The organism is Pseudomonas sp. GL-RE-26 (genome assembly GCF_019956275.1).
GTDB lineage: Bacteria > Pseudomonadota > Gammaproteobacteria > Pseudomonadales > Pseudomonadaceae > Aquipseudomonas > Aquipseudomonas grandcourensis.
This window is the reverse complement of the sequence record NZ_JAHBDI010000030.1, coordinates 1-25,715: the sequence shown is the minus strand read 5'-3', so window position 1 is coordinate 25,715 and position 25,715 is coordinate 1. Positions and strand designations below refer to the sequence as shown.

Annotated in this window: 28 protein-coding genes and 1 tRNA gene; 11 read left to right on the top strand and 18 right to left on the bottom strand. The window is 59.1% G+C overall.

The features are described from left to right. The first annotated feature begins 105 nt into the window (after positions 1 to 105). Both KGB07_RS18600 and KGB07_RS18595 read left to right on the top strand, forming a co-directional pair. Complete coding sequence (locus KGB07_RS18600) at positions 106 to 405, top strand: hypothetical protein (protein ID WP_223466170.1); 300 nt, start codon at positions 106 to 108, stop codon at positions 403 to 405. A 292-nt stretch (positions 406 to 697) separates the two neighbouring features. After that, on the top strand, positions 698 to 910 hold the full coding sequence (locus KGB07_RS18595; protein ID WP_003179963.1) for a cold-shock protein: 213 nt from the start codon (positions 698 to 700) through the stop codon (positions 908 to 910). A gap of 70 nt (positions 911 to 980) precedes the next feature. On the opposite strand, the gene KGB07_RS18590 is transcribed toward KGB07_RS18595, so the two are convergent. Both KGB07_RS18590 and KGB07_RS18585 read right to left on the bottom strand, forming a co-directional pair. Then, positions 981 to 1,301, bottom strand: coding sequence for an I78 family peptidase inhibitor (locus KGB07_RS18590; RefSeq protein ID WP_223466169.1), 321 nt, complete (start codon positions 1,299 to 1,301; stop codon positions 981 to 983). A gap of 433 nt (positions 1,302 to 1,734) precedes the next feature. Continuing rightward, a complete protein-coding gene (locus tag KGB07_RS18585; protein WP_007975706.1) occupies positions 1,735 to 2,040 on the bottom strand; it encodes a hypothetical protein in 306 nt (101 codons plus the stop codon). Between the two features lie 132 nt (positions 2,041 to 2,172). Between KGB07_RS18585 and KGB07_RS18580 the strand changes: the two genes are divergently transcribed. After that, complete coding sequence (locus KGB07_RS18580; protein WP_046041585.1) at positions 2,173 to 2,364, top strand: hypothetical protein; 192 nt, start codon at positions 2,173 to 2,175, stop codon at positions 2,362 to 2,364. 54 nt (positions 2,365 to 2,418) lie between these two features. Here KGB07_RS18580 and KGB07_RS18575 read toward each other — a convergent pair whose 3' ends face one another. The 8 genes from KGB07_RS18575 to KGB07_RS18540 all read right to left on the bottom strand — a co-directional run bounded on the left by KGB07_RS18575 (position 2,419) and on the right by KGB07_RS18540 (position 10,119). After that, a complete protein-coding gene (locus KGB07_RS18575) occupies positions 2,419 to 3,447 on the bottom strand; it encodes a nucleoside hydrolase (protein WP_046041586.1) in 1,029 nt (342 codons plus the stop codon). Between the two features lie 43 nt (positions 3,448 to 3,490). Then, positions 3,491 to 3,895, bottom strand: a complete 405-nt coding sequence (rbsD, locus tag KGB07_RS18570; protein WP_046041587.1) for a D-ribose pyranase — start codon at positions 3,893 to 3,895, stop codon at positions 3,491 to 3,493. Continuing rightward, complete coding sequence (gene rbsK, locus KGB07_RS18565; protein WP_046041588.1) at positions 3,892 to 4,809, bottom strand: ribokinase; 918 nt, start codon at positions 4,807 to 4,809, stop codon at positions 3,892 to 3,894. The genes rbsD and rbsK overlap by 4 nt, the downstream gene beginning before the upstream one ends. A gap of 92 nt (positions 4,810 to 4,901) precedes the next feature. Further along, on the bottom strand, positions 4,902 to 5,921 hold the full coding sequence (locus KGB07_RS18560) for a LacI family DNA-binding transcriptional regulator (protein WP_046041589.1): 1,020 nt from the start codon (positions 5,919 to 5,921) through the stop codon (positions 4,902 to 4,904). Between the two features lie 3 nt (positions 5,922 to 5,924). Further along, a complete protein-coding gene (locus KGB07_RS18555) occupies positions 5,925 to 6,902 on the bottom strand; it encodes an ABC transporter permease (protein WP_046041590.1) in 978 nt (325 codons plus the stop codon). Further along, on the bottom strand, positions 6,899 to 8,452 hold the full coding sequence (locus KGB07_RS18550; RefSeq protein WP_223466168.1) for a sugar ABC transporter ATP-binding protein: 1,554 nt from the start codon (positions 8,450 to 8,452) through the stop codon (positions 6,899 to 6,901). Before KGB07_RS18550 ends, KGB07_RS18555 begins: the two co-directional genes overlap by 4 nt. 55 nt (positions 8,453 to 8,507) lie before the next feature. Next, positions 8,508 to 9,464 carry a sugar ABC transporter substrate-binding protein gene (locus tag KGB07_RS18545; RefSeq protein ID WP_046041592.1) on the bottom strand — a complete coding sequence of 319 codons (957 nt, stop codon included), beginning with the start codon at positions 9,462 to 9,464 and terminating at the stop codon, positions 8,508 to 8,510. A gap of 193 nt (positions 9,465 to 9,657) precedes the next feature. Continuing rightward, entirely contained in the window at positions 9,658 to 10,119 is a 462-nt protein-coding gene (locus KGB07_RS18540) for a hypothetical protein (protein WP_223466167.1), read from the bottom strand. 352 nt (positions 10,120 to 10,471) lie between these two features. On the opposite strand from KGB07_RS18540, the gene KGB07_RS18535 reads away from it, so the two are divergent. From KGB07_RS18535 to KGB07_RS18525, 3 genes are all read left to right on the top strand, one after another. Further along, on the top strand, positions 10,472 to 11,560 hold the full coding sequence (locus KGB07_RS18535; RefSeq protein ID WP_046041594.1) for an asparaginase: 1,089 nt from the start codon (positions 10,472 to 10,474) through the stop codon (positions 11,558 to 11,560). A gap of 182 nt (positions 11,561 to 11,742) precedes the next feature. Next, a complete protein-coding gene (locus tag KGB07_RS18530) occupies positions 11,743 to 12,012 on the top strand; it encodes a DUF1654 domain-containing protein (RefSeq protein WP_046041595.1) in 270 nt (89 codons plus the stop codon). A 4-nt stretch (positions 12,013 to 12,016) separates the two neighbouring features. Continuing rightward, entirely contained in the window at positions 12,017 to 12,706 is a 690-nt protein-coding gene (locus KGB07_RS18525; protein ID WP_046041596.1) for an endonuclease, read from the top strand. 84 nt (positions 12,707 to 12,790) lie between these two features. Here the strand turns inward: KGB07_RS18525 and KGB07_RS18520 are convergent, their stop codons facing one another. Next, positions 12,791 to 13,156: an SPOR domain-containing protein gene (locus KGB07_RS18520; RefSeq protein WP_223466166.1), complete on the bottom strand. Its 366-nt coding sequence runs from the start codon at positions 13,154 to 13,156 to the stop codon at positions 12,791 to 12,793. 250 nt (positions 13,157 to 13,406) lie between these two features. Between KGB07_RS18520 and csrA the strand changes: the two genes are divergently transcribed. Further along, the gene (gene csrA, locus KGB07_RS18515) at positions 13,407 to 13,598 is read left to right on the top strand and encodes a carbon storage regulator CsrA (RefSeq protein ID WP_007975691.1); all 192 of its coding nucleotides are present in this window, start codon (positions 13,407 to 13,409) and stop codon (positions 13,596 to 13,598) included. Between the two features lie 184 nt (positions 13,599 to 13,782). On the opposite strand, the gene KGB07_RS18510 is transcribed toward csrA, so the two are convergent. Beyond that, entirely contained in the window at positions 13,783 to 14,238 is a 456-nt protein-coding gene (locus KGB07_RS18510; RefSeq protein WP_223466165.1) for a DUF2214 family protein, read from the bottom strand. 203 nt (positions 14,239 to 14,441) lie between these two features. On the opposite strand from KGB07_RS18510, the gene KGB07_RS18505 reads away from it, so the two are divergent. After that, a complete protein-coding gene (locus KGB07_RS18505) occupies positions 14,442 to 15,194 on the top strand; it encodes a carbonic anhydrase (protein WP_223466164.1) in 753 nt (250 codons plus the stop codon). Positions 15,195 to 15,269: 75 nt separating this feature from the next. On the opposite strand, the gene KGB07_RS18500 is transcribed toward KGB07_RS18505, so the two are convergent. Further along, entirely contained in the window at positions 15,270 to 15,464 is a 195-nt protein-coding gene (locus KGB07_RS18500; RefSeq protein WP_046041600.1) for a hypothetical protein, read from the bottom strand. Between the two features lie 251 nt (positions 15,465 to 15,715). Here KGB07_RS18500 and KGB07_RS18495 point away from each other — a divergent pair, with 251 nt between their 5' ends. After that, on the top strand, positions 15,716 to 15,922 hold the full coding sequence (locus tag KGB07_RS18495) for a hypothetical protein (protein WP_046041601.1): 207 nt from the start codon (positions 15,716 to 15,718) through the stop codon (positions 15,920 to 15,922). Between the two features lie 480 nt (positions 15,923 to 16,402). Beyond that, complete coding sequence (locus KGB07_RS18490) at positions 16,403 to 17,827, top strand: DUF1254 domain-containing protein (RefSeq protein WP_223466227.1); 1,425 nt, start codon at positions 16,403 to 16,405, stop codon at positions 17,825 to 17,827. Between the two features lie 160 nt (positions 17,828 to 17,987). Here the strand turns inward: KGB07_RS18490 and KGB07_RS18485 are convergent. Continuing rightward, positions 17,988 to 18,064: transfer RNA gene (locus tag KGB07_RS18485), tRNA-Val, on the bottom strand. Between the two features lie 184 nt (positions 18,065 to 18,248). Between KGB07_RS18485 and KGB07_RS18480 the strand changes: the two genes are divergently transcribed. Continuing rightward, entirely contained in the window at positions 18,249 to 19,532 is a 1,284-nt protein-coding gene (locus KGB07_RS18480; protein WP_046041602.1) for an NAD(P)/FAD-dependent oxidoreductase, read from the top strand. Between the two features lie 123 nt (positions 19,533 to 19,655). Here KGB07_RS18480 and KGB07_RS18475 read toward each other — a convergent pair whose 3' ends face one another. The 4 genes from KGB07_RS18475 to KGB07_RS18460 are packed head-to-tail and all read right to left on the bottom strand — an operon-like array spanning position 19,656 to position 25,233. Beyond that, positions 19,656 to 20,627, bottom strand: a complete 972-nt coding sequence (locus KGB07_RS18475; protein ID WP_046041603.1) for an XdhC family protein — start codon at positions 20,625 to 20,627, stop codon at positions 19,656 to 19,658. Position 20,628: 1 nt separating this feature from the next. Next, on the bottom strand, positions 20,629 to 21,867 hold the full coding sequence (locus KGB07_RS18470) for a cytochrome c (RefSeq protein ID WP_046041604.1): 1,239 nt from the start codon (positions 21,865 to 21,867) through the stop codon (positions 20,629 to 20,631). A gap of 2 nt (positions 21,868 to 21,869) precedes the next feature. After that, positions 21,870 to 22,409, bottom strand: a complete 540-nt coding sequence (locus KGB07_RS18465; RefSeq protein ID WP_007982256.1) for a (2Fe-2S)-binding protein — start codon at positions 22,407 to 22,409, stop codon at positions 21,870 to 21,872. Beyond that, positions 22,402 to 25,233 carry a xanthine dehydrogenase family protein molybdopterin-binding subunit gene (locus KGB07_RS18460; RefSeq protein WP_223466162.1) on the bottom strand — a complete coding sequence of 944 codons (2,832 nt, stop codon included), beginning with the start codon at positions 25,231 to 25,233 and terminating at the stop codon, positions 22,402 to 22,404. Before KGB07_RS18460 ends, KGB07_RS18465 begins: the two co-directional genes overlap by 8 nt. Between the last annotated feature and the right edge of the window lie 482 nt (positions 25,234 to 25,715).

Sequence of the window (25,715 nt, the reverse complement as noted above, 5' to 3'; positions counted from 1 at the left end):
GTGAAGATTTCCTCACTTTTCAGGCGCCGAGTGAACTTGAGATATACGAGCCGCCTCAAATTGACTGAGAATCGCCACAGATATCGACCCCAAGGAGTTCCTGTCATGCGCCTTACCCGTCTTTTTGCCATTGCCACCCCGCTTGCCCTGCTGCTGCCACTGAGCGCCCACGCTGCCTGGCCAGCGGGCCTGAAAGCCAAATACATGACAGATTGCTCGGCGGCTGCCAGCAAAAGCATCAACCCGTCCGAAGCACAAAAGCACTGCGCGTGCGGCGCCGACGTCCTGGACAAGAAATTCACCACGCAAGAGATCGCGCAACTGATGGACCCGAAAACACCGCCATCAAACGAATTGGCGCAGCGTGCACTGACCGAAATCTCCGTGTGCAAAGCCAAGAAATAACGCGTTCAAGTAGAGGTTTTGAAGGTTTCGAAGGCCAAAATCAGCCCAAAAACCGCTGATTCACATAATTTATGCAGCTTTTATGGCTTTTTTTAATCGCCCCTTTTCAGGCGCAAAGCCGCTTAAACCGGGGCCTTCAGCCATTCAGCGCAACGAAAAGTGTGCGATAGCAGAGCAAACAGCTCGCCCGGGGGGCTCCCAAAGCGAACATTTCGACTATGATACCCGGGTGTGCCCAGTTGGCCTGAGCAGCACAGTACTACTGAAAATATATGTTTCTTGGAGATACACCATGTCTAATCGCCAAACCGGCACCGTTAAATGGTTCAACGATGAAAAAGGCTTCGGCTTCATCACTCCTCAAGGTGGCGGTGACGACCTGTTCGTACACTTCAAAGCTATCGAAAGCGACGGTTTCAAAAGCCTGAAAGAAGGCCAGACTGTTTCCTTCGTGGCTGAGAAAGGCCAAAAGGGTATGCAAGCTGCTCAAGTTCGCCCAGAGTAATTTCCAGGCGCACTAAAAAAACCCCGTCCATGTGACGGGGTTTTTTATGAGTGAAACAAAAGCCGAACGATCAGCCGCAGTTGACGCGGGTCACTACCCGGCTGGCATCGGTGTTCAGGTTCAGGCGATCGGAACGGTACTCCAGCGTCACCATATCGGTTGGCAGCAGGAACCGTGCACTTTGCGCCCCTGCCCGGGTACGCGCCTGCTCAAGCAGTTGCGGCGATGCCTGTTTGCCGATGGTGAACTCGGCAGCCTTTGCCTCACAACGACTGTGACCCATGTCAGTCGTAGCAACATCCGGTGTTGCCGACTCCGTAGAGGGAGTGCTGCAACCGGCCAGTGTGGCAACGGCCAACAAAGTACCCAATGACGCGAGCTTCCAAGGCATGAAGCCTCCTTATTCAATGATTAAGCTGAGATCGTGCGACAACCAGACTCGCGTTTGGTTTCACAGGGAGCACTAGGGGGCGTTCTCAATTAGTTTCCCTACCGCGCCGGGTCTGCTGTTGTGCAGGGCAAGGCGTGAGAAGTGCAGTTTGGTCATTCCAAATCAGCTTCGAGCAACACAGCCCTGCACAACAGCAGGCCCGGCCCTTCGGGTTGTGCCTTAAAGCTGGCCATGCTGCGTTGCAGGCCTTGGAAAGGGAACAACCATTCCCAGCGGCCTACGCCTTGCCTGGCCAGCTTTAAGGCGACAACGCGGTGGGGAAACTAATTGAGAACGCCCCCTAGCACCCTGCCCATGATCCGGACGAGCCGCGATTCTGCCTGAGCGTCGCCCTGCCCTTAACCACTGAATCGTGACTGAATATGAACGACGCTCAATAGACGTCGATGTAGTCGTAAGGAGGATTGGGCCAGTTCTCTTTCAAGGCATTGAAGATTTGCATGACCCAGACTTCATCGCTGGCCGCGACCCGCCCGACATAACCGGAGCCCTTGGCCCAGGTTTCGAGCCGGAACAACAACCCGTCGATATCGGTGCCACCCACGACACCCGAGGAAATGTAGGCAATGCCGCCTTTGGTGACTCGCAACTGGGTGTGCTCATCGTCACTGGCGCCGGCCAGCAACTGACGCACCGCTTCAAGGGTCAGGCCATCCGGGGAGTTCAAATCGATCTGCACAGCGTGTTCCTTGAATATTCGTCAGAGACCAAGTGTCGCACAGACCCCCTTTCATGCCTAAGTCGACGTGTCAAAAGCCCCGCAAAATGGTTAACTCGGCACTCAGACTTCCCCGACCTCACGAGCGCCATCATGACCACCGTAAGCATCGACGCTGACATCAAGGCCAAGTGGCAAGACGGCCACAGCTCCTACAGCCCCAGCAGCACGGAAGAGCTCGCCATTATCGGTATCGACCTTCTGGTCAGGGACCTTGGAACCGAAGCCGCCCAATCGTTCATCGAGCAGATTTTCGAGAAACATCTATCGGACCAGAAGACCTAAGCGGTTAGCGCGAGGGAGTGAAACCCGCAGGCAAGCACCTGCGGGAGGTGATGCTTACTTCAGACGGGCCAGGCGCTCGGTCAGCAGATCGAAGAAGCCCTGGGCGTCGCCGCTTTCTACCCAAAAGGCGTTCTTTGGCGCATTCAAGCCGTCGTACCAGTCGACGATGGTTTGTCCAAAGGTCGGTCCTTCGCGGCTGTCGACCACCACGTTGACCGAACGGCCGCTGAACAATTGCGGCTTGAGCAGGTAAGCGACAACCGTGGCGTCATGCACCGGACCGCCTGGAATGCCGTAGTGCTCCATGTCGCCCTTGATGTACTCATTGAGAATGTCGCTCACCAATCGGCTGGCATTGTTATTCAGCGCGGCAATCTGTTGTAGGCGCGCTTCGCTGGTAAGGATCTTGTGGGTCACATCCAGCGGCAGGTAGGTCAGCTTCACACCGCTCTTGAGCACCACTTCGGCCGCTTGCGGGTCGGCGAACAGGTTGAACTCGGCCACTGGCGTGATGTTGCCGCCGTTGAAGTGCGCACCGCCCATGACCACCACTTCCTTGATGCCCTGAACGATACCCGGCTCCTGGATCAGCGCCAGGGCCAGGTTGGTCTGCGGGCCAAGCATGGCGATGGTAATGCTGTGGGGCTCGGCAGATTTCAGGGTATCGATCAGATAGGTGATAGCGCTGCCCTTGGCCAGACCCTTCTTGGGCTCATGCACGGCAATGCCCGACAACCCTTCCTTGCCATGAATGTCCTCGGCGTAGATGGGTGTGCGCATCAGGGGCCTGGGCGCCCCCGCATAGACCGGAACCTCTTCGCGCCCCGCCCACTCCCGTGCCAGTCGCGCATTGCGCGAGGTCTTGTCCAGGCGAACGTTGCCGGCAACGGTGGTCAATGCCCGAACATTCAGTTCGTCTGGCGATGCCAGGGCGAACAACAGGGCAACAACGTCGTCAGCCCCCGGATCGGTGTCGATGATCAGGTTGATCTTTGGTGCCGCGTGGGCGCTGGTTGCGGTCATCAGGGTCAAAAGCAGCAGGCTCCGGAGCAGTGGGTGCAGTTTCTGAGCATAGCGATACATGGCGCACTCCTTGTGCATGGGACATCAAAACGCGGACAGCCAGTCAAAACGTAACGCCGGCGACCAGCACAATGTTGCAGTACGGCTGGCATTCGCCTGTACGAACAATCGCCTTCGCTTGTCGGCTCAAGACCTTGAATTGTTCATGGGTGAGCAACTCACGACGACCCAACACGCCTTCGCCGTTCAGCTCTTCCAGCGCGACCAGGGCTGACGGCTTTTTATCGAAAATTTCCTGAGCCAGCACGTGGCTTTCGACCTGCATCTCACTGAGCACGACCTTCAAGGTGCTGACAAAGTCCGGAATGCCATGGGTCAAGGCCAGGTCGATCAATTCAACGCCCGTTGGAACCGGCAGGCCCGCATCCCCGATGACGACCAAGTCGCCATGCCCCAATGAAGCGATCAGCCGCGACAGCGCAATGTTGAGCAGAGGTGTCTTTTTCATGGAGTTTTAAACGCCTGTACATCGCTCAAGGCGGGAATCGAAGGTTGCGCGCCGGCACGGGTGACCGACAGTGCCGCAGCCACTTGCCCGAAGCGGATCGCCTGTGCCTCATCGTTACCCGCCGCCAGTGCCGCAGCGAAACCGCCGACGAATGTATCGCCAGCCGCCGTGGTATCGACAGCCTTTACCACGGGCGCGGGAAAATGCTCGAAGCGTTGGCCATCGGTAAACAGCGAACCTTGCGCACCGAGGGTGATGATCACCTTGCCGGCGCCCAAGGCAATCAGGCGGGTCGCCGCGGCTTGCGCGGTGTCCAGGGAGTCCACCGACAGACCGCTCAGGGCCGATGCCTCGCTCTCGTTGGGAATCAGGTAATCAATAGACGCGTACCAGTCCGGTGGCAGCGGGCGGCTGACCGGTGCCGGATTGAGGATGACCGTCTTGCCCAGTTCGCGGCCGCGCTTGAGCGCATGACCAACAGAAGCATCAGGTACTTCCAGCTGGCAGATGAGCACGTCCGCCGCGCGTATCACCGAATCAAAACGGTCAATGGCTTCAGCGGTCAACGCCCCGTTGGCACCGGGGACGATCACGATGGTGTTCTGACTGCTGTCGTCGACCACAATCAACGCCACGCCGCTGGAGCCGTCAATGGTGCTCACCGCCTGGCAATCGATCTGCTCGGCCAACAGCGCCCCGCGCAACGCCTCACCATAAGCGTCATTGCCCACGCAGCCGATCATCGACACCTGGGCCCCCAGCCGCGCCGCAGCCACGGCCTGGTTGGCACCCTTGCCGCCGGAGACGGTGGTAAACGACTGACCGATCAGCGTTTCACCGCCCTTGGGCAAGCGTGGTGCCCGGGTCACCAGGTCCATGTTCAAACTGCCTATTACCACTACTTTTGCTGGCATACATTGCTACTCATCGATTCTGTTTCGGCGGCGCTGTTGATTCAGCGGCTTTCTGTTTTCAACGGCTCTCTGCTTTCAACGGCTTTCTGTTTTCAACGGAAGTAGGCAAACACGCCGGCCAGCGGCGCCGTCGATTCACGTATGACAATACTCGGCGTCACGATCCGCTGATCGGTCGCCAGGCCCGGCGTGGCGATTCGCCGCAAAAGCACTTCGGCGGCCATTTCGCCGAGCTGCAGGATCGATTGCCCGACCGTGGTCAACGACGGGTAGACATAGCGACTCATCTGGATATCGTCGAAGCCGATCACCGACAACTCGCTCGGCACGCGAATGTTGCGCTCGGCGGCGGCCCGTAGCACGCCGATGCCGATCATGTCGTTGGCGGCAAAAATAGCGGTAGGCGGATTGCTTGCCAGCAGAATCGCGGCGGCGCTGTAACCGCCGGTGCTGGTGAAATCGCTTTCCAGCGTGCGCTCGGGAGAGACTTCGACGCCCGCCTCCTTCAAGGCCCGGCGATAACCCGCCAGACGCATCTGCGCCACACTGGTGTTTTCCGGCCCGCTGATGGTGGCGATATCCCGGTGCCCCAACTCCAGCAGGTGCCGGGTCGCCAGGTACGCGCCGTATTCATGGTCGATGCGCACCAGGTCCGCATCGACACCGTCCAGTCCTCGGTCGACGATCACCATGGGCGTACGGACGCCTTTCAGACCTTGTACCAGGCCACGGTCGCCACCGGCCGAGGCGACGATCAGGCCGTCGATGCGTTTTTCCAGCAGCACACGCAGGTAACTGCGCTGTTTGTCCGGATTGTCGTCGGAGTTGCACAGGATGACGCAGTAACCGTTTCGCTCGCAGTAATCCTCGATACCCCGGGCCAATTCGGCGAAATACGGGTTGAGGCTATTGGGCACCAACAGGCCGATGGTCGCCGTGGTCTTGGCCTTGAGCGAACGGGCCACGGCACTGGGGACGTAGTCGAGGGTCTGGATTGCCGCCTCGACCTTGATCCGGACTTCTTCACTGACCGGGCGGGTCTTGTTCACCACATGGGAAACCGTGGTGTAGGAAATGCCGGCAAGGGCTGCCACATCTTTGATGGTCGCCATGACTCAGGTCCGCCGGCTTGCGCGTTGACTGCGATAAGTGTCCAGCACCACCGCCACCACGATCACCGCGCCGGTAATGATGCGTTTGGTCGGCTCGGTTGCCCCGATCTGCGCCAGCCCCGCGGCCAGCACGGAAATGATCAGGACGCCAAAAAAAGTGCTGATCACCGAACCGCGCCCGCCCATCAGGCTGGTCCCGCCGATCACAACGGCGGCGATCACTTGCAACTCAAGACCGGAGCCAGCATTCGGGTCGGCGGCTTCCAGGCGAGAAATCTGGAACAACGCGGCAATACCGGCCAGCAACCCCATCAGGCTGAAGACCAGGATCTTGTATGGCTTCGGATTGATCCCCGCCAATCGCACGGCCTCTTCGTTGGTGCCGATACCGATCAGGTAGCGACCGAACACCGTGCGGGTCAACACGGCCTGGGCGACGAAAATGATCAGCAAGGCGATGATGAACGACGGCGAAATGCCAAAGGCAATCGGATTGGACAACCAGGCGAACGCATCGCCGATGTAAGCCGTACGCGAACCGGTCATCTGGTACGCCACCCCACGGGCCATTTCCAGCACGCCCAGGGACACGATAAACGACGGAATCCGCCAGGCCACAGTGATCGAACCGGTGATGGTACCGGCGAGCGCCGCGACGGCCATGCCCAGCAGCGCCGCCGGCAGCACGCCCCAGCCCCAGCCAAGAATCGCCACGCTCACGGTCGAGGCCGCCAAAGCCAGCACCGAACCTACCGACAGGTCGATACCACCGATGATCAGCACAAAGGTCATGCCGACCGCCAGTACCATCAGGTCCGGAATCTGGTTGGCCAGGGTGCTGAACGTATCGTAGGACAGGAAATGACTGCTCAGCACCGAGAACAGCACGATCATCGCCAACAAGGCCCCCGCCAGGCCCAGATAGGTGCCCAGACCGTAGAAGTTGCCACTGCGTTTGCCGGCGAAAGAAGCGGTATTCATGGAAGATCCCTAGGCGCGGCTTCAAAGAGCTGCGCATCACGTTTTTGGTAGCCGGCGAAAGCAGCGGCGAGCAACTCATCCTGGGTCCAGTTGTCGCGATCGAATGTATCGATCAGCCTCCCCGCCGAAAGCACGCCGATCCGGTCGCAGATCAACATCAGCTCGCGCAAGTCGCTGGAGACCACCACCAGCGCCTTGCCCTGGCGGGTCAATTCACCGAGCAGGTTGTAGATATCGAACTTGGCGCCGACGTCGATGCCGCGGGTCGGCTCGTCGAACAGCAACACCGAGCAATCGCGCTCCAGCCAACGGCCGATGACGACTTTCTGCTGATTGCCGCCGGACAGCTCGGACACCAACTGTGCCGGACCGGAGCTGCGAATGCGCATGGCGTCGATCTGACGCTGGGCCAAAGCGTTTTCGCCATCGTTGTCGACAAAGCCCGCGCTGGAGATGCCAGGCATGTTGCCCAAGGCGATATTGGCGCCGATCGATTGGGTCAACAAAAGGCCTTCGCCCTTGCGGTCTTCGGTGATCAAGGCAATGCCATGACCGACCGCGTCCACTGGTGAACGGATACTGACGACCTGCTCCGGCGAACCCAAGGCAATCGTGCCACTGTCGGCGATATCGGCACCGAAGATCAGACGCAGCAACTCGGTGCGCCCCGCGCCGATCAAACCGGAAATCCCGAAAATCTCTCCAGCACGGACTTCGAACGACACGTCGCGAACCTTGTCGGCACGGCTCAGGCCCTTGACCGTCAACACCGGAGCGCCAATCTTGCGCGTCCCCATATCGATGTGTTCGCCGAGCTCGCGGCCGACCATCAGCGTGACCAGTTGCTCGCTGTTGTAGTTGGCCATCGGCTCGACACAGACCAGGTTGCCGTCGCGCAGCACGGCAATGCGTTGCGCGACTCGCGCCAGTTCTTCGAGGCGATGGGAGATGTAGATGATCGATACGCCGCGCGCCTGCAGGCGGGTGATCTGCTCGAACAGCATTTCGACTTCGCGGGCAGTGAGCATCGCGGTCGGCTCGTCGAGAATCAGCACATGACAATCGCCAATCAGGTTGCGGGCGATCTCGACCATTTGCTGGTGGCCGATGCCCAGTTCGCCGACCAGTGTATCCGGGTCAATGGCGTCGAGCCCGACATGAGCCATGGCCTCGATGGCAGCCTTGCGCAACTGCTTGCGACTGATCCACCCGCCCTTGCTGGGCAGGTTGTCGAGAAACAGGTTTTCCGCCACCGACAGGGTCGGCAGCAGATTGAGCTCCTGCATGACCATGCGGATACCCAGCGCTTCAGCCTGAGCCCGGCTACCCGGACGATAGTCCTGCCCCTGAAACTGCATCTGGCCGGTGGTCGACGTGACCAGCCCGCCAATAATTTTCGATAGCGTGCTTTTGCCCGCACCGTTCTCGCCGGTCAACGCCAGCACTTCCCCGCGCATGAGCGTCAGGTCGATGCCGGCCAGGACCGGTTGGGCGTAGGTCTTGCCGATACCGCTGACCGAGAGGACAGCGTTCGGAGCGCAAACTGACATAAAAACTCTCCATGCGCTCGTCCGGCTGGACGAGCGCCGTTACGTCGCCAGAAGGCTACTTGGTGACCAGCTCTACCGGCGTTTCGATCACGCCATTGGCGCCGCCGTCGACCTTCTCGCCCTTGAGAATCTTCAATGCAGTCTCGATGCCGAACACAGCCTGTTTGGCCGCAAACTGGTCCGCGGTGGCCAGCACGCGACCATCCTTGAGCATCGGCTGGATGGCATTGATGTTGTCGTAGCCGACCACTTGCACCTTGCCGGCCTTGCCCGCGGCGCGCACGGCAGACACCGCGCCGACCGCCATGCTGTCGTTGCCGGCCAACAGGGCCTTGGTTTGCGGGTATTCGCTGAGAATCGACGCGGCGACCTTGTTGCCCTTGTCGATCTCCCAGTCACCGGATTGCAGGGACACGACCTTGATCTGCGCCGCCTCCATCGCATCCTTGAAACCTGCGGTTCGCTGCTGGGCATTGGTGGTGGTGGACACACCTTCGATGATGCCGACTTCGTCACCGGCCTTCAGCTGTTTGGCCAGGTAATCCCCCACCAGCCGTGCGCCCTTGCGGTTGTCCGGGCCTACGAACGGAACACTGATGTTTTTGCTTTTGACGACGGCTGGGTCCAGCTGGTTGTCGATGTTGATCACGGTGATGCCGGCATCGATGGCCTTCTTGATCACCGGGACCATGGCCTTGGAGTCTGCCGGTGCAATCACCAGTGCATTGACCTTGGCCAGGATCATCTGCTCGACGATGCGCGTCTGGCCTGCGGTGTCGGTTTCATCCTTGATGCCGTTGGAGATGAGCTCGAACTCGCCGGAGTGATCTTTCTGGTAGGCCTTGGCGCCGTCCTCCATGGTCAGGAAGAACTCGTTGGCCAGGGATTTCATGACCAATGCGACTTTCGGCTTTTCAGCGGTTTCAGCAAAAGCCGAAGAGACAGGCAATGCAGCGGATGCGGCAGCCAGCATAGCGACAGCGAGAAGACGTCCAGCGAATGGCAGCTTCATGGGTTCACTCCGTTCTTATGATTATTGTGAGCAACGCTTGCGCTGGCGTAAGCTTCACGGCCCACAGCGATGAAAAGCCATCATTGGAGCCGCGCAAACGTTTGCGTGAACCAAACTATGCGAACCCTGCCGATATTTGTCAACGACCTGAAAAGCGCTTTCACAGATGCGTGGCGAAAAAACAGCATTCAAATCATGCCGTGGTGTTGACCACCGATCCCATGCCGGACCCCTTGGCCAGCTCCTTGACCAGGCTCGCACTCACTTGCAGGATGGCGCCGTTGGTGTCGGCCACCTGCACCTGAATGGCCGCTACCGCGGTGGTCTTGGCTTCCGGCGCCGGATAGGACGCCGCCTGGGCTTGCGCCAGTTGCTGCTGTTGCTCGCGCAATTGCTGCTGCAACTCCTTCAGACGCTTGAGCAAGACCTTCACCGCAACGCTGGTGTTATCGCTGGTTTCCGATTCGGCCTGTGCGCCGGCACTCTCCCCCAAACCGACCTGGCCCGTCTTGTCCTGGGTGCCGTCGCTTTTATTTGCGCCCCGCGCTTGAGCAGCCGCATCAGCTGCTGCGTCGCTCAAGGCACGAAGGGTAGCGGCCGATTTGCCACCGATGGTGATGCCGGCGGCATTGGGAATGCCAACGGATAACGACATGTGAACTCCTGAAGTAAAAGATCCCTTGAGGGAGCATCGACCGGCGCGGGCGTTTCTTTAGTCGTTAGGGATGATTTGACCCGTTGAAATCTTAAACAAGATCGCGATCCGTTTCGGAGAGCCGAACGCGAAAGCTAAACATGTTCGGCATTCCGGACGCCCCGCCCCCGAAACCGCCCTGGACACAAACAGCAATACCGTTACAAATCATTAAGTTAAGTGTGTTTTTCGATTCAGAGTATTACTGGTACAGATCCTGCTCTTCCTCTCGCACCCCCGGCGTTCAGATTCGCCCGGGGCGTATCTAGATGAACCTGCATCTGCACCGTCTCACAACTAGAAGAGAAAAATAATGACATCTGCACTTAAGACCTTTGTTCCGGGCGCCTTGGCCCTGCTGCTGCTCCTGCCCACCGCCCTTCAGGCCAAAGAAGCCGAAACTCAACAGAAACTGGCCAACGTGGTGATCCTGGCCACCGGCGGCACCATTGCCGGCGCAGGGGCCAGCGCCGCCAACAGCGCAACCTATCAAGCGGCAAAAGTCGGCATTGAACAGTTGATCGCCGGCGTTCCTGAACTGAGCCAATTGGCTAACGTTCGCGGCGAACAGGTCATGCAAATCGCCTCCGAAAGCATCACCAACGAAAACCTGCTGCAACTGGGTCGCCGCGTAGCCGAACTGGCCGACAGCAAAGACGTCGATGGCATCGTGATCACCCACGGCACCGATACCCTGGAAGAAACGGCGTACTTCCTGAACCTGGTGGAAAAAACCGAGAAGCCAATCATCGTCGTGGGCTCCATGCGCCCAGGCACCGCGATGTCCGCCGATGGCATGCTGAACCTGTACAACGCAGTGGCCGTGGCCAGCAGCAAAGACGCGCGGGGCAAAGGCGTGCTGGTGACCATGAACGATGAAATCCAGTCGGGTCGCGACGTCAGCAAAATGATCAACATCAAGACCGAAGCGTTTAAAAGCGCCTGGGGTCCGCTGGGCATGGTGGTAGAAGGCAAATCCTACTGGTTCCGCCTGCCAGCCAAGCGCCACACCATGGATTCCGAGTTCGACATCAAGACCATCAAGAGCCTGCCTGACGTCGAGATCGCCTACTCCTACGGCAACGTCAGCGATACCGCCTACAAGGCCCTGGCTCAATCGGGCGCCAAAGCCATCATCCACGCAGGCACCGGCAATGGCTCAGTATCGTCGCGGGTAGTTCCTACCCTGCAAGCCTTGCGCAAGGACGGCGTGCAGATCATTCGCTCCTCCCATGTCAACGCAGGTGGCTTTGTATTGCGCAACGCCGAACAGCCTGACGATAAATACGACTGGGTCGTGGCCCACGACCTGAACCCGCAAAAGGCGCGGATCCTGGCGATGGTCGCGTTGACCAAAACCAATGACAGCAAAGAACTGCAACGGATGTTCTGGGAGTACTGATTCGCCCTCGCCCGACCGGATCCGGTCGGGCACCCCGTGCGCCATTCGCCAGCCTTGGCGAGTGGCTGCCGCTGGAACTTACATAAAAACTCCCTTCGCCTTACGCCAAACGGAACAAATCGCTGTCAGAGGATTTTCTTGATTTTTAAGCAGTTGCGAAATGTCCTACAGTTAAATACTGTATGCACGTACAGCTTAATAAGGATAATTCCGTGGACACCACCTCTGCCTCTCCTGACACCTATGTACGCATGGGCCTGCGCGTTCAGAAAATCATCAACTCTCCCACCGCACAAAAGGCCAGGGCAGCGCTGATCTTCCGCCTGCCTGACGAACCAGTGGATGAATGGGAACGCTTGCTGGAAGAAATCGACGAAAACGACAACGTCACCCTCGCCTATCGCGACGATGGCGGCGTGCAGATTTTCTGGGTTGTGCCGAAGGAAGATTGAGTCGATGAGTGTCCGCTGGTTTGCTTTGCTGTTTCTGTTTTTTGTCGTGGGTGCGCAAGCCGACGCGCCGCGCACCTTCACCGAAGCGAAAAAGGTGGCCTGGAAGCTCTACGCGCCCCAATCCACCGAGTTTTACTGTGGCTGCAAATACACCGGCAACCGGGTGAACCTTGCCGCCTGCGGTTATGTGCCCCGTAAAAATGCCAAACGCGCAGCCCGCATCGAGTGGGAGCATATTGTTCCGGCCTGGCAAATCGGTCATCAACGCCAGTGCTGGCAAGCGGGCGGTCGCAAGAACTGCACCCGCTACGACCCGGTTTACCAGAAGGCCGAGGCTGATTTGCACAACCTGGTGCCCAGCATTGGCGAGGTCAATGGCGATCGCAGTAACTTCAGCTTTGGCTGGTTGCCCGAGCAGTCGGGGCAATATGGTTCCTGCCTGACCCAGGTCGACTTCAAGGCCAAGAAAGTCATGCCCCGCCCTTCCATTCGCGGCATGATCGCCCGGACCTACTTCTACATGAGCAAGCAGTATGGCTTGCGCCTGTCGAAACAGGATCGGCAACTCTACGAAGCCTGGGACAAGACCTATCCGGTACAGGCCTGGGAGCGCCAACGCAACCAGAGCGTGGGTTGCGTCATGGGGCGCGGCAACGAGTTCGTCGGCCCGGTAGACATGAAGGCCTGCAGCTGAATCCAGAACAGGACACCTGAAACGACAAAGGCCTCGGGGCTAAACACCCGAGGCCTTTTTTGTTTCTTCAACGTCTGCGCTACGTTATTGAGCGACTGGACGCTCAAGCACCAGCAATTCGATGTTCTGTTTCTTCGAGCGAGTGAGCGCCGCGCGGACTTCATCCTGTTTGGCTTCGGCCTCGGCTTTCGAGTTGAACGGCCCCATCAGGATTCGGGTATTGCCATTCTCCTTGACGACGCTGGACATGAAACTGTGCTCGATCAGCCAGCCACTCAGATCGCTGACCGCCTGAGGGGTTTCACCTCGCACTTCAAGATCCCATTGCGGACCGGACACTGGAGCGGGTACAGCAGCCATGGCCGGCTTGGGCTTCGGCGCATCCACACTGCTGCCCTCACCACACCCTGCCAGTGCCAATATCGCGATGACCAAAACCATTTTGCGCACGACGCTTCCCTCTAAATGCATAAAGCGGCGATTTTAACACCCATGAATACTTCAAGAGTGCCGTAAAATGGGCTCAAAACAACGAGAATGATGGTTACGGCCTCTGTATAGTTACGCCTTGGGAATTAATGCCGCATCTGCGCGTCAGAAAGAGGCACCCAAACCGCGAGACTTCGCACTAATCTATACATAACACCGACCTCTGCACTGTCCGAATCAGGTGCCCCACAAAGCAATCAAGGAGAAGACCATGCTGATACTCACCCGCAAAGTCGGTGAAAGCATAAACATAGGTGATGACATTACGATCACCATCCTGGGCGTAAGCGGCCAGCAAGTCAGGATCGGTATCAACGCCCCGAAGGACGTTGCAGTGCATCGTGAAGAAATTTACCAGCGCATTCAGGCCGGCCTGACCGCCCCGGAAAAGCCGCAATCCTGAATCCTGTTGCAGTCAGTAGCCAGCCCGTTCAGTCCGGAATCACGGCTGGCTAAAGATTCAGCATCCCATCGCCCTGCGCATTTACCCCCCCCACCCCCTAGGGGCCGATACTAGCGGCAAGCTTTACCCTATTGCTGTCAGACTTTTCTGGTTTACCCCAGGGAAGGATGCGTTCGCTCCGTGGTTAACCAAGCATTACGCCCCGTGCCATGCCCGTCGCCGCGACTACCATCAGCAGTACCAACAGCGCCTCGATATGACTGATCCGTGCAAACAGCTTCGCACGGCCAGTATCGATCGTCACTTTACGGGCAAGCGCTATCCGCCATTTGATCAGCGTCACCATGGGTGCGATTTCCAGCAGCAAGATCAGGACGAACAGCGTCATCTTCAGATGAAACAGCGGTTGATGCAGGTAATAGTCCGTACCCTTCTCGTACCCGCCAAACGCTCGCATCCCCCCACTGATCAATAGAACGACAGCTGAAATTCCCCAGATATTGTCCGCCATCAGAACACTGCGCACCTCTGCGGCCCCGTCGGCCAAACGCCGAAAAGCCGTGCCCCGAACCAACACCGCCCAGAATCCCAAGGCAAATGCCAGAAGATGAACCGCCGCCAGAAACCAGTGAGTCAGCATCGAGAAACTCCTGCCAGGTCGAAGTTGTATGAGCCAGTCAGTAGTAGTCCATGAAATGGCTGTGTGCACGGTGTCCGTCGACAATGCTCGAAACACAATATGACAGACCAACTAGACTCCACTGCGCCGGTATTGAGCGTCCGCGGCAGTGCCCGCCCCAACAGCAACTCACTCCCACCGCATTGAACTGAGTAAACAAAATCATGTGTGAATCATGTGATTCAAGCTCTGCTTCAAACACAACAGGCCGTCGTCGTTTTCTTCAACTTGCCGGATTGAGCGCAGGCGCCCTGCTGCTGACCGGCACACTGCCCGGCAAGATCATCCAGGCAGCCGAAAAAGCGTCAGCCCCACCCAAACCACAAAACGTAATCAGTCCCGACATGGCGTTGAAAAGACTGATGGAGGGCAATGCACGATATGTAGGCGGTACTTCCACAACGCACGATTTCAAGGCAGAGCGAGAGGCCCTGGTGTCCGGCCAGAATCCGTTCGTGGCCGTGCTGAGCTGCTCCGACTCGAGGATCGCCCCGGAATATGCGTTCGACACCGCGCGCGGCGATCTTTTCGCCATCCGCGTCGCGGGCAACTTCGTTACGCCGGAAGGCCTGGCCAGTCTTGAATACGGAGTTGCCGTACTGGGCGCCCCACTGATTCTCGTACTAGGGCATGAGAGCTGCGGCGCCATCGAGGCCGGCATCAAGGCCGTCAAGGATCAGACGATTTTCCCCGGCCATATCCCGAAACTGACTGACGCACTCAAGTCGGCAGTCGAGGCAGTACTCAAGCAGCCCGGGAACTTGATGGAAAACGCCACCGTGCAAAACGTCAAAAACTCGGTCAACAGCCTGAAACAGGCCTCGCCATTGCTGACCGATGCGCAGAGCAAAGGCATGCTTAAGATCGTGGGCGGTATCTATCGCCTGGCGAGCGGCAAGGTAGAGTTGATCGTTTGATCCGCAACGCGCACGCCCCCAGCATCGGTGCATGACCTCGCATGCAAAGAGCCCAGCGCGACGGCTGGGCTCTGGTTATCTTCGGTTTTGCATCATTTTATCCGCTAGGGTTCTGGCCCTCTCGATCAACAGGTTCTGCCTGTCCTCGTGGGTAGCTCCACCCACAATCGGAGCAGTCAGATTGCTTTCGGCAATCAATGCAGCGCAGAAATATCGATCCCAGACAGCCGAGTCCACAGGTGCCTGCTTGCTCACTTGATCGGTGTTCATAGGCGGCTCCTTTTGATGAGGTCGCTTCGCTAGTTTACGCCTGAATGACAAAAAATCCGGGCCAACACTCACAGTGGCTCGCCATTCGTCGCCTGCCAGAACACCACGATGAATTCGCCCGTATCCGTGGCTTGAGGCTTGCTAAGATCGCGCGTAGCAGCGCCGGAATGACAGGATTCTGACGCCGCAGCCATTCAATCAATGCTTAAGGACTCCAGCGATACGCTTGGTCAGTCACCGGGAGATGTAACGTGTCAACGCTCAACGAAATCGCAATGAACCACGCGAGAATGGCCAAGGAAAAAGCAGGAAAGTCGACCGAACTGAGCGAGCGCCACCTCCAGATCGTAGGGAGCTTCGAAGTACCGTCCATTGAAGAACAGCAGAACATCCCACTGCACCTGATCGCTGGAGCACAGGAAAGCCACCATGGCCTCGCAGCGACCTTTGCCCTCTGACGTCTACTGAAGCTGGCGACGACCTGAACGATTTACTCGGTAATCATCCGGTATCCGTTCAGCAATCGTCGCGCCTTGATAACCCGACACTGCTTTTCTGATCCGGGCATCTCATCTTTCAAATACAGCGAAGTGATTGCCAGCTGGATGCAAGGTTCAGCAAATAACACGCAATGACTTGTGGATTGAAAATCCATGAACTAAACATAACTCCACAGTCAGTTTCCCTGAAAATCGATAATGATTCTGGGTACTAACAAGGGTTTTATGCTCCTTGCCGTACGAGCAAAAAAACGAAGTCCTTCAGCGCATCGAAATTGTTAAGCCTGGCACTACAGCAGGCGCTGTCTGTAGCAGTGAGCATCCTTGGATAAAACAAAGTGCGTTATGCGAGCTCATGCCTTGAGCAAACGCTAGCGCCTGATTCGCAGTTAGTTGATCCACTCACTTATCCGGCTTGACGAATGGAGATGCATGTTCATGAAAAACCCACTACCGAGAGCCCTTGGCGGTACGGTGATATTGCTGGCGTCATTCATATCCACTTTCACACACGCAGCAGATATCACTCCCGCTGAAATGAAGGCTATCGCCACGGAAGGCTACATCTACGGCCTGCCCATCGTGATGAACTACGCGATCATGTACGACTACGCCGTAGACAAAAACTCCGGACAGTTCAAGGCGCCGTTCAACCAGATTCATAGCCTGCACCATGTCGCGACTTACAAGGACACAGCTGTTATTTCACCAAACAGCGACACGCCCTATTCGATGATATTCATGGACCTGCGCAGCGAGCCGATGGTGTTATCGGTACCGGCGGTAGAGAAACCACGGTACTACTCGGTACAACTCATCGACGGCAGCACCTACAACTACGGTTACATCGGCAGCCGCGCCACCGGCAACGAAGCCGGCGACTACATGGTAGTCGGACCCGAATGGAAGGGCGCGACCCCACCGGGCATCAAGAAGGTGTTTCGTTCCGGCACGCAATTCCCCTTCGCGCTCTTTCGCACCCAACTCTTCAACCCGGATGACCTGCCGAACGTGGTAAAGGTCCAGTCAGGCTACAAGGCACAGCCGCTATCAGCCTTTCTCAAGCAACCTGCGCCGCCTGCCGCGCCGGCGATCGACTTCCCGAAGATCAACACGGACCTCGCAAAGACCGGTTTCTTCAAGTATCTCGACTTTGCCTTGCAGTACGCCCCGGCCGCACCGGATGAAGTGGCGATCCGGGCGAAACTTGCCCGGATCGGCATTGGCGCCGGCAAGGACTTCAACTTCCAGGATCTGTCCGCCGAGCAAAAGGCCGCAGTGGTTCAGGGCATGCAGGCCGGGCACGCGCAGGTCGAGGAAGGGATCAAGAATCTCGGCACGAAGATCAACGGCTGGAACATTGTCGGTGCCGGCGGCGACAGCGCCTTCTACAACGGCGACTGGCTGAAGCGTGCTGCCGTCGCGCAAGCGGGCATTTATGCCAACGATGCCGAGGAAGCCACGTATCCGCTGTCCAAGACCCTACCCGATGGCGAGCCGCTTGACGGCAGCAAGCACAGCTACACCATCACCCTTCCCGCCGGACAATTCCCGCCGGTAAACGCCTTCTGGTCAGTGACCATGTACGACGGCAAGACGCAACTGCTCACCAAGAACCCGATCAATCGCTACCTGATCAACTCGCCCATGCTGCCCGAGATGAAGAAGAATGCGGACGGCTCGTTGACGCTGTATATCCAGAAGGATTCGCCCGGCGCAGACAAGGAAAGCAACTGGCTGCCGGCACCGAATGATCTGATCTACCTGGTAATGCGGCTGTATTGGCCGAAGACAGAAGCGCCGTCCATCCTGCCGCCTGGCAAGGGAACCTGGAGTCCGCCCGAGATCGTCAAAGCCAATTGACCGGACGCAGGGTCATACGTCAATCATGACCCTGTCTAGCCCTGAAACAGGTGCAAACCTTATTCAGGACGGGACAACGTTCTGAAGAAATCCAAGACAACAAAAAAGGGCCCACCTTTCGGTGAGCCCTTCTAGACCGCCCAGCAGAGCGGATTTTGTTTGGTAGGCGCGATTGGACTCGAACCAACGACCCCCACCATGTCAAGGTGGTGCTCTAACCAACTGAGCTACGTGCCTGCTGTGAGGCGGCATTCTACGGAATTCCGGAGGGGTGTCAACACCTTTTTTCGAGCTAACCCTATGAATATGCAAAATATTTAATTTTGCCGGTACAAAGAAGATTTTCCGGGTGGCTGGCGGGCGATTTTCAACTCGGGTAGGATCAACGCACTCGTAAAATATATTAAACAGAGGCTGCCGGATGGCTAACACTCCCTACCCAGAATCCTACTACGCCGCATCGGCCAATGCGGTTCCACCGCGCCCGGCGTTGCAGGATGACGTGGAGACCGATGTCTGTGTGATTGGCGCCGGTTATACGGGGCTGTCCTCTGCCCTGTTTCTGCTGGAGAACGGCTTCAAGGTCACGGTGCTCGAAGCCGCCGGGGTGGGTTTCGGGGCGTCCGGGCGTAATGGCGGCCAGATCGTTAACAGCTATAGCCGCGATATCGATGTCATCGAGCGCACGATCGGTCCCAAGCAGGCCCAATTGCTGGGGCAGATGGCGTTCGAGGGTGGGCGAATCATTCGTGAGCGGGTCGCCAGGTACAACATTCAGTGCGACTTGAAGGACGGAGGCGTGTTCGCCGCGATGACCGCCAAGCAGATGGGGCATCTCGAATCCCAGAAGCGCCTGTGGGAGCGTTTCGGGCACACCCAGCTTGAGTTGATGGATCAACGCCGCATCCGCGAGGTGGTTGCTTGCGATCAGTACGTCGGCGGGATGCTCGACATGAGTGGCGGCCACATCCATCCGCTTAACCTGGCACTGGGTGAAGCGGCGGCGGTCGAGTCCCTGGGTGGCACGATTTACGAGCAGTCGCCCGCTGTGCGCATCGTGCGCGGCGCGAATCCGGTGGTGCACACGCCGCAGGGTAAGGTCCGGGCCAAGTTCATCATCGTCGCCGGCAACGCTTACCTGGGCAATCTGGTGCCGGAACTGGCCGCCAAGTCGATGCCTTGTGGCACACAGGTGATAACCACCGAGCCACTGGGTGAAGAACTGGCGAAGACCCTGCTGCCTCAGGATTACTGTGTCGAAGACTGCAATTACTTGCTCGACTACTACCGCCTCAGCGGCGACAAGCGCCTGATTTTCGGTGGTGGCGTGGTGTATGGCGCGCGGGATCCGGCGAACATCGAAGCGATCATCCGGCCGAAGATGCTCAAGGCATTCCCGCAGCTCAAGGACGTGAAGATCGATTTCGCGTGGACGGGCAATTTCCTGCTGACCCTGTCGCGCCTGCCCCAGGTCGGACGCCTGGGCGACAACATCTACTATTCCCAGGGTTGTAGCGGCCACGGCGTGACCTACACGCATCTGGCGGGCAAGGTCCTGGCCGAAGCGCTACGCGGCCAGGCCGAGCGTTTTGATGCGTTTGCCGACCTGCCACACTACCCGTTCCCTGGCGGACAAATGCTGCGTACCCCGTTCGCGGCACTAGGCGCCTGGTATTACGGATTGCGGGACAGGTTCGGGTACTAAGCGGCACGCAATACATTGTGGGAGCGAGCCTGCTCGCGATATCGGTCTAGCAGCCAACGAATATGTTGGATGTTACGACCTCATCGCGAGCAAGCTCGCTCCCACAAGTTTTGGGGGGGGGGGTTAGAGACGATCCCGCGCGATACCGCTGCGAATCCGCAGGATATCCGCCAGTACCGCCAGGGCAATCTCTGCTGGTGTCTTGCTGCCCAGGTTCAGCCCGATCGGCGCGTGAATCCGCCCCAACTCGACCTCCCCCAGACCACCAATGCGCCGCAGGCGCTCGAAGCGCTTTTGCGAGGTCTGCATGGAGCCCATCACACCGATGTAAAACGCCTCGGTGCGAACAGCCTCCATCATCGCCAGGTCATCGATACGTGGGTCGTGGGTCAACGCCACCACCGCCGTATCGCTGTGACAGCCGCCGTCGGCGATGAACACCGACGGCAGTTGGCGACGAATCTCCACGTTTTCCAGCACGACGCCTTCCAGCACTTCGTCCCGCGGGTCACACAGAATCACCTCGAACCCCAGCCCCACGGCAAACTCTGCACAGGCCTGGGCGACACTGGAATACCCCGCCAGTAGCAAGCGCTGGGCCGCGCCGACGCGTACACGCACCCGGTCGATTTCACGCTCGATACGCACACCCTGCTCGCGATCATCGAACAGGCTGCGCGCACCGCTTTGCAGGTCGACTTCGCGGATCAACCGACGCCGGCCCAACAGCGCCGACTCCAGTTCCCGCAGATGCGCTTGCACCTCGCAATCGCCATCAAGCTTCTCGACCAGCACGTCCAGCACCCCGCCGCATGGCAGGCTGACGCGCGAGCGTGGGTCGTCGCCTTCGCCGTAACGAACAACGTTGACCGGATCCAGAAACGCGCCCTCGGCGACGCGCTCCAGAAAGTCTTCCTCGACACAGCCACCGGACAACGAGCCAATCCAGTGCCCCTGCGTGTTCACCGCCAGCAGCGAACCCGGTGCGCGCGGTGCCGAGCCGTAAGTGGCCAGCACCGTACACAGCCAGATGCGCTGTCCGGCCGCCGACCACTCCAGCGCCCGGCGTATCACTTGCAGATCGAGATGCTGCATGTCAGTGGGCCTTGTGCTCGAGCGGCGGCGCATCGGCCCGCAACTTTTGCACGTCGTTCACTGCCAGGTCGCTCGGCTGACCGCCCCACCCCTGACGCAGGTAGTTCAGTAGATCCGTGAGTTGCTCGTCGCTCAATTTCGCGGCGAACCCTGGCATCGGTTGCATGTGTTCGAAACCGGAGAACTTCTGCTCACCGATACCGTCGTCGATCACCCGTACCAGGTTGCGCGGATCTTCCAGGCGCAGCGTGGTGTTGCCGCGCATGGCCACCGCGATGTGCGGCTTGCCCTCACCGCCCGGCGCATGGCAACCGGCGCAGACATTCAAATATTCCTGACGGCCGCGCTGGGCGCTCGGGCTCAGCTTGTCCAGCGGCACTTCGGTGAGCACTTTCGCCGCAGGCGGCTGATCGCCGAGCAAGAAAGTCGCCATCGCCGCCAGATCCGGATCGCTGAGGCCCTGGGTGCTGTTGTGGAACACCGGGAACATCTCGTTGAACATCGTGCCCTGGGCGCTCATGCCGTGCTTGAGGAACGAGCTCAGGTCCTGATGATTCCAGCCACGGGCCGCCAGGTCAGTGGCCAGCAGGCTCGGTGCCAGATAGCCATTGAGAATGCCACCGGTCATGCGCTTGTCCTGTTGCATCGCGCCAGGCAAGCCGCGTGGGGTGTGGCACTCGCCACAGTGACCCAGCACGTCGACCATGTATTGGCCGCGCTTCCAGGCTTCGCTCTTGCCTTCGGCAGGCTCCAGCTTCACGTCCTTGCCGTACATCATGTTCCAGGCCATCAGGCCCAGGCGCACGTTGAACGGGAAGCTCAGACTGGTGACCGGCGCAGCGCGCTCGATCGGCTCGACGGTTTTCAGGTAGGCATGAATCGCGTCGGAATCTGCTCGCGGCATCAGGTGATACGAGGTGTAGGGCATCGCCGGATACAGGTTCGCGCCATCGCGGCGCTTGCCTTCGGTCAGCGCGACAAAGAACTCGTCATCGCTGTACAGGCCGATGCCGTGCTCTTTGCTCGGGGTGATGTTGGTGCCGTAGATCGTGCCGAACGGCGACACGATCGGCAGGCCGCCCGCGTACGGCGCACCACCCGGTGCGGTATGACACGCCATGCAGTCGGCGGCGCGGGCGAGGTACTCGCCTTGCTTGGCCTGTGCATCATCCGCGTGAGCCGCCACCACAGGCGCAGCCAGACCAACCGCCAACGCCAGGCGGCTAAGTAGAAGCTTCATGCTTAACCCTCCTTGACCAGGCCGAGATCGGTCAGCACGTTGCGGGTGGCGCTGTAGTAGCGCACGTACCCGGTGCAACGGCAGATGTGATGACCCAGGCTGTCCTCGATGACTTTTTCCAGCTGGCTTTTGACGATGGGCTGACGCTGCAGTTTTTCCACCAGCACGGTTGCGGCATTGACGAAGCCCGGAGCGCAGTAGCTGCACTGGAAGGCGAATTCATCGACGAAACGCTGCTGGATCGGGTTCAGCTCGGTGACCTTGCCCTGCTCGTCGCGGGTCGCATGGCCTTCGATAGTCCGAACCTTCTTGCCTTCGAAATAGTGCGCGCCGGTGATGCAGGTGCGCACTTCTTCGCTGGTGCCGTCCGGGTTGTCGACGATCACCACGCAGGCGTGGCAGATGCCCTGGCCGCAGCCCAGGCGCGAGCCGGTGAGGTTCTTGTACTCGTGCAGGTAGTCGATCATCGGCAGGTCATCAGGGATGTCCACCGGGCCGACGGATTGACCGTTGAGGGTCAGTTGAAGCGGACGGTTAGCCATTGAGGGCCTCCTTGATGCGTGCAGAAGTGATAGGCAGGTCGCGGACACGTTTACCGATGGCATGGGCCACGGCGTTGCCGATGGCACCGACCACCGGGATCATCACCACCTCGGCGATACCCTTGGATGGGTCGCTTGGCGACAGTGGCGGCAGGATGTCCGCCGTCTGTTTCCACACTGCGACGTGACGCGCCATCGGCAGGCGGTAACGGTTGAAGTTCCAGTCACCCTCCCCCGGCCCGCCTTCGTACAGCGGCATCTCTTCCATCAGCGCATGGCCGATGCCCATGGCGATACCGCCTTCGAGCTGGCCCCTGACCAGTTCTTCCACCAGCACCCGACCGCACTCGACCCACGAGTGATGGTTGAGCACCGACACTTCGTTCGAACCCTTGTTGACCTTCACTTCCACCAGCGTCGCGACCGGGCTGTAGTAAGTCACCGCCGCGTTGTTCAGCTGGGTCGCCGGGTAGGCGATGCCCTGCCGATCCAGCAGATGGAAACCGGCGCTATTCATCTGCGCCTTCTTCGCCTTCGGTGCACCGTCGCCGTACTTCACCGCCAGGCCGTCGAGCGGCAAGCGCTCACGCACGCCGTCGATGCTGAACTCGGCCTCGGCCCAGCTCCAGCGGTTGAAACCGTGCACGGTGGCGCCACTCACCAGGCCACGCTCGTGAACGCGCTTGGCCAGCATGGCGAATGGCAGTGGCTCCATCCCGTTGGCCGTGAGCTTGCCGTCGACCCAATGGGCGTCTTCGCGGCGCACTACGTAAGGGTTGGCCTGACCTCCGTAAGGGCCTTGTCGCCAGATCTCCAGCGCCGCCGGCCACAGGCCGTGGTTGAACAGCACGCGCGCCGCTTCACGGGTGGCGTGGCTGAAGTAGTACGCCGAGTTGGTGGCCGACGAAGCCGAAGCGACCTTGCCGACCCAGCGTGGGTTGCGCAGGAAATTGTCCTGCTCGGCCTGGCTCATGATGTACGGGTTACCGCCACTGACCAGCTGCAACTCTTTCCATTCGGTTTCGCCGGTCTTCACTTCGTGCGCTGGAATACCAAGGAAGTCGGCCACGACCATGGCTTGCGAGGTGGACATGCCGGTGCCGATTTCGATACCGATGTGGCGCAGGCTGATGCGACCTTCGGCAGTGAATTCAATGCTGGCCATCGGCGCTTCGGAACCGGTGCCGAAGTCTTTCTGGCAGATGGCGAACCCCACCCCGTACCAGTTGTCCGGATCGGCGGCTTCGCGTTGCTTCTTGATCGCCTCGCGGTTTTTCCAGGTGTCGTGGACGGCCGCCTTGTCGAGAATCTCGTGCAGGCGCAAGGCACCGGCCGGGATCGCACCCTGGGTGTTTTTCATGCCCGAGCGCAGTGCGTTCTTGCGGCGCAGTTCGATGGCATCGACACCCAGGCGATCGGCGATTTCATCGACCATCATCTCGGTCGCCGCCATGCTTTGCAGGGTGCCGTAGCCACGCATCGACCCGGCTTCAACGGCGCGGGAGTGATAAGCCGTGACCTGCAGATCGTTCTGCGGCATGTAGTAGATCGACTGTGCCGCCGTGGCGCCCACCGCAGCCACCGACGGGCTGTAGTTGATTCGCCCACCACCGTCGACGCTCATCTCGGAGCGGAAAATCTTGAAGCTGTGGTCGTTCTTGTCCACCGCCAACTGGTAGCGGATGTCGAACGGGTGACGCTTGATGCCGCTCTGGAACTGCTCGTAGCGGTCGTTGGCCAGGCGCACCGGCACACCGGCGCCGTACAACGCGGCCAACGCTGCGTAGTAGACGAAAATGTTGTGGTCCTTGGAGCCGTAACCGACGGTGTAACCCGGGTGCATGTTCAGGTTGGCCAGGCCGAAACGCGACGGCGCGATCATCTTCGCGGTTTCGGTCGCCGCTTCCAGCGGACACTGGGTGGCAACGACGAAATGCAGGGTCTTGGTGGCCGGGTCGTACCAGCCGTTGCCGTTGTCCGGCTCCAGGGCGGCCGGCTCGATCGACGGGGTCTTGTAGCGCTCGTCGAACACCAGCCAGTTGTCCGGCGGCGTATCGATCTGCTGCTTCATGCGCTCGGCGTAGAACAACCCTCGCTCGGTCAGGTTGCCGTGCAGGTTCGGCTGGGAGTTCCACACCGGACGACGGTTTTTCAGCATCGGGAACAGGATCGAATCCTTGAGGCTGGCGAACTCGTCTTCGTCCGCCGAGGTCGCGCCGCCGACGCGCACGTAGCGGAAGCTGCCGTAAGGATCGCCTTCATAAAACGGCGCTTTATCGCCGTAGCGGATTGCCTTGTCATTGAATTTGAGTTGGTTCTTGGCCTGACGGAAGCGCTCGAAATCGTTCCAGATCAGGATCGCCACCGGGTGGCCGATGAACATCGGCACCTTGCCGGCCGGCAACAGCGGATCCGGGGCGTGCTCCTCAGGGAACACGATACCGTCCTTGACCAGGTCTTCGGCGGTGACGATGCGGTCCGGCTGCAACCCGGCACCGAGCCACGACAGGTCGATGCCTGCAAAGATGTGGTCGGCCTTGATGGTTTTCAGCAGCATGGCGTGGCCTTGCTGCTGCGGCCAGCCCGGCATGTCCTTGGCGCGGATGTCGCGGGCAAAGACCTTGCTGCCGCAGACCTTGGACAAGGCATCGTTACGGGCGCGCGCCTTGCCATTGTTGCCGAGCCACTGCTCGGACGGCACGGTCACGCTGTTTTCCATCAAGGCGGCCAGCGCCTGGCTGCTCAATGGCGTGAGCGTCACGCTCACGCCCGCTACCAGCCCGCCCTGAAGGAACGAGCGCCGGGATATATCACGGTTGGACATGGATCATCCTCTGGGCGGTTATGGGGTCCGCCCTTCTGATTATGTACTGGAAAATCTCGAGTCTTGCAGAAGCCCCTTTTGACGATACAAAGGGCTGTTGTTGACAGTGCAAAGCTGACCGAAAGGTTAAGTTTATAGGCTTATGGCCTTACGGAAAACTAAAAACTGACCAGCAAATCAAAAAAACGCGACGATTCGACGCAGCACAGTAATAGTAGCCGTGAATCTCGGTAGCGCGAGGTCAGAGGTGCCGCTGAACGACGGCGTCGTCAGCACCCAATCGGCCAGTCCTGCAAAGAGGTGCGCAGAAAGGTCCGACTGGAAAAAGGCGAGAGGAGAAAAAACTGAATTCCAGATCGAGTAGGAGGCGGATTTACATCCGCCGTCCTCTCACACCACCGTACGTACGGTTCCGTATACGGCGGTTCAGGTTAAGCGGTTAAGCCGGGTTATCGTGTCCAGTATTGAGACCAGCCCGAGTC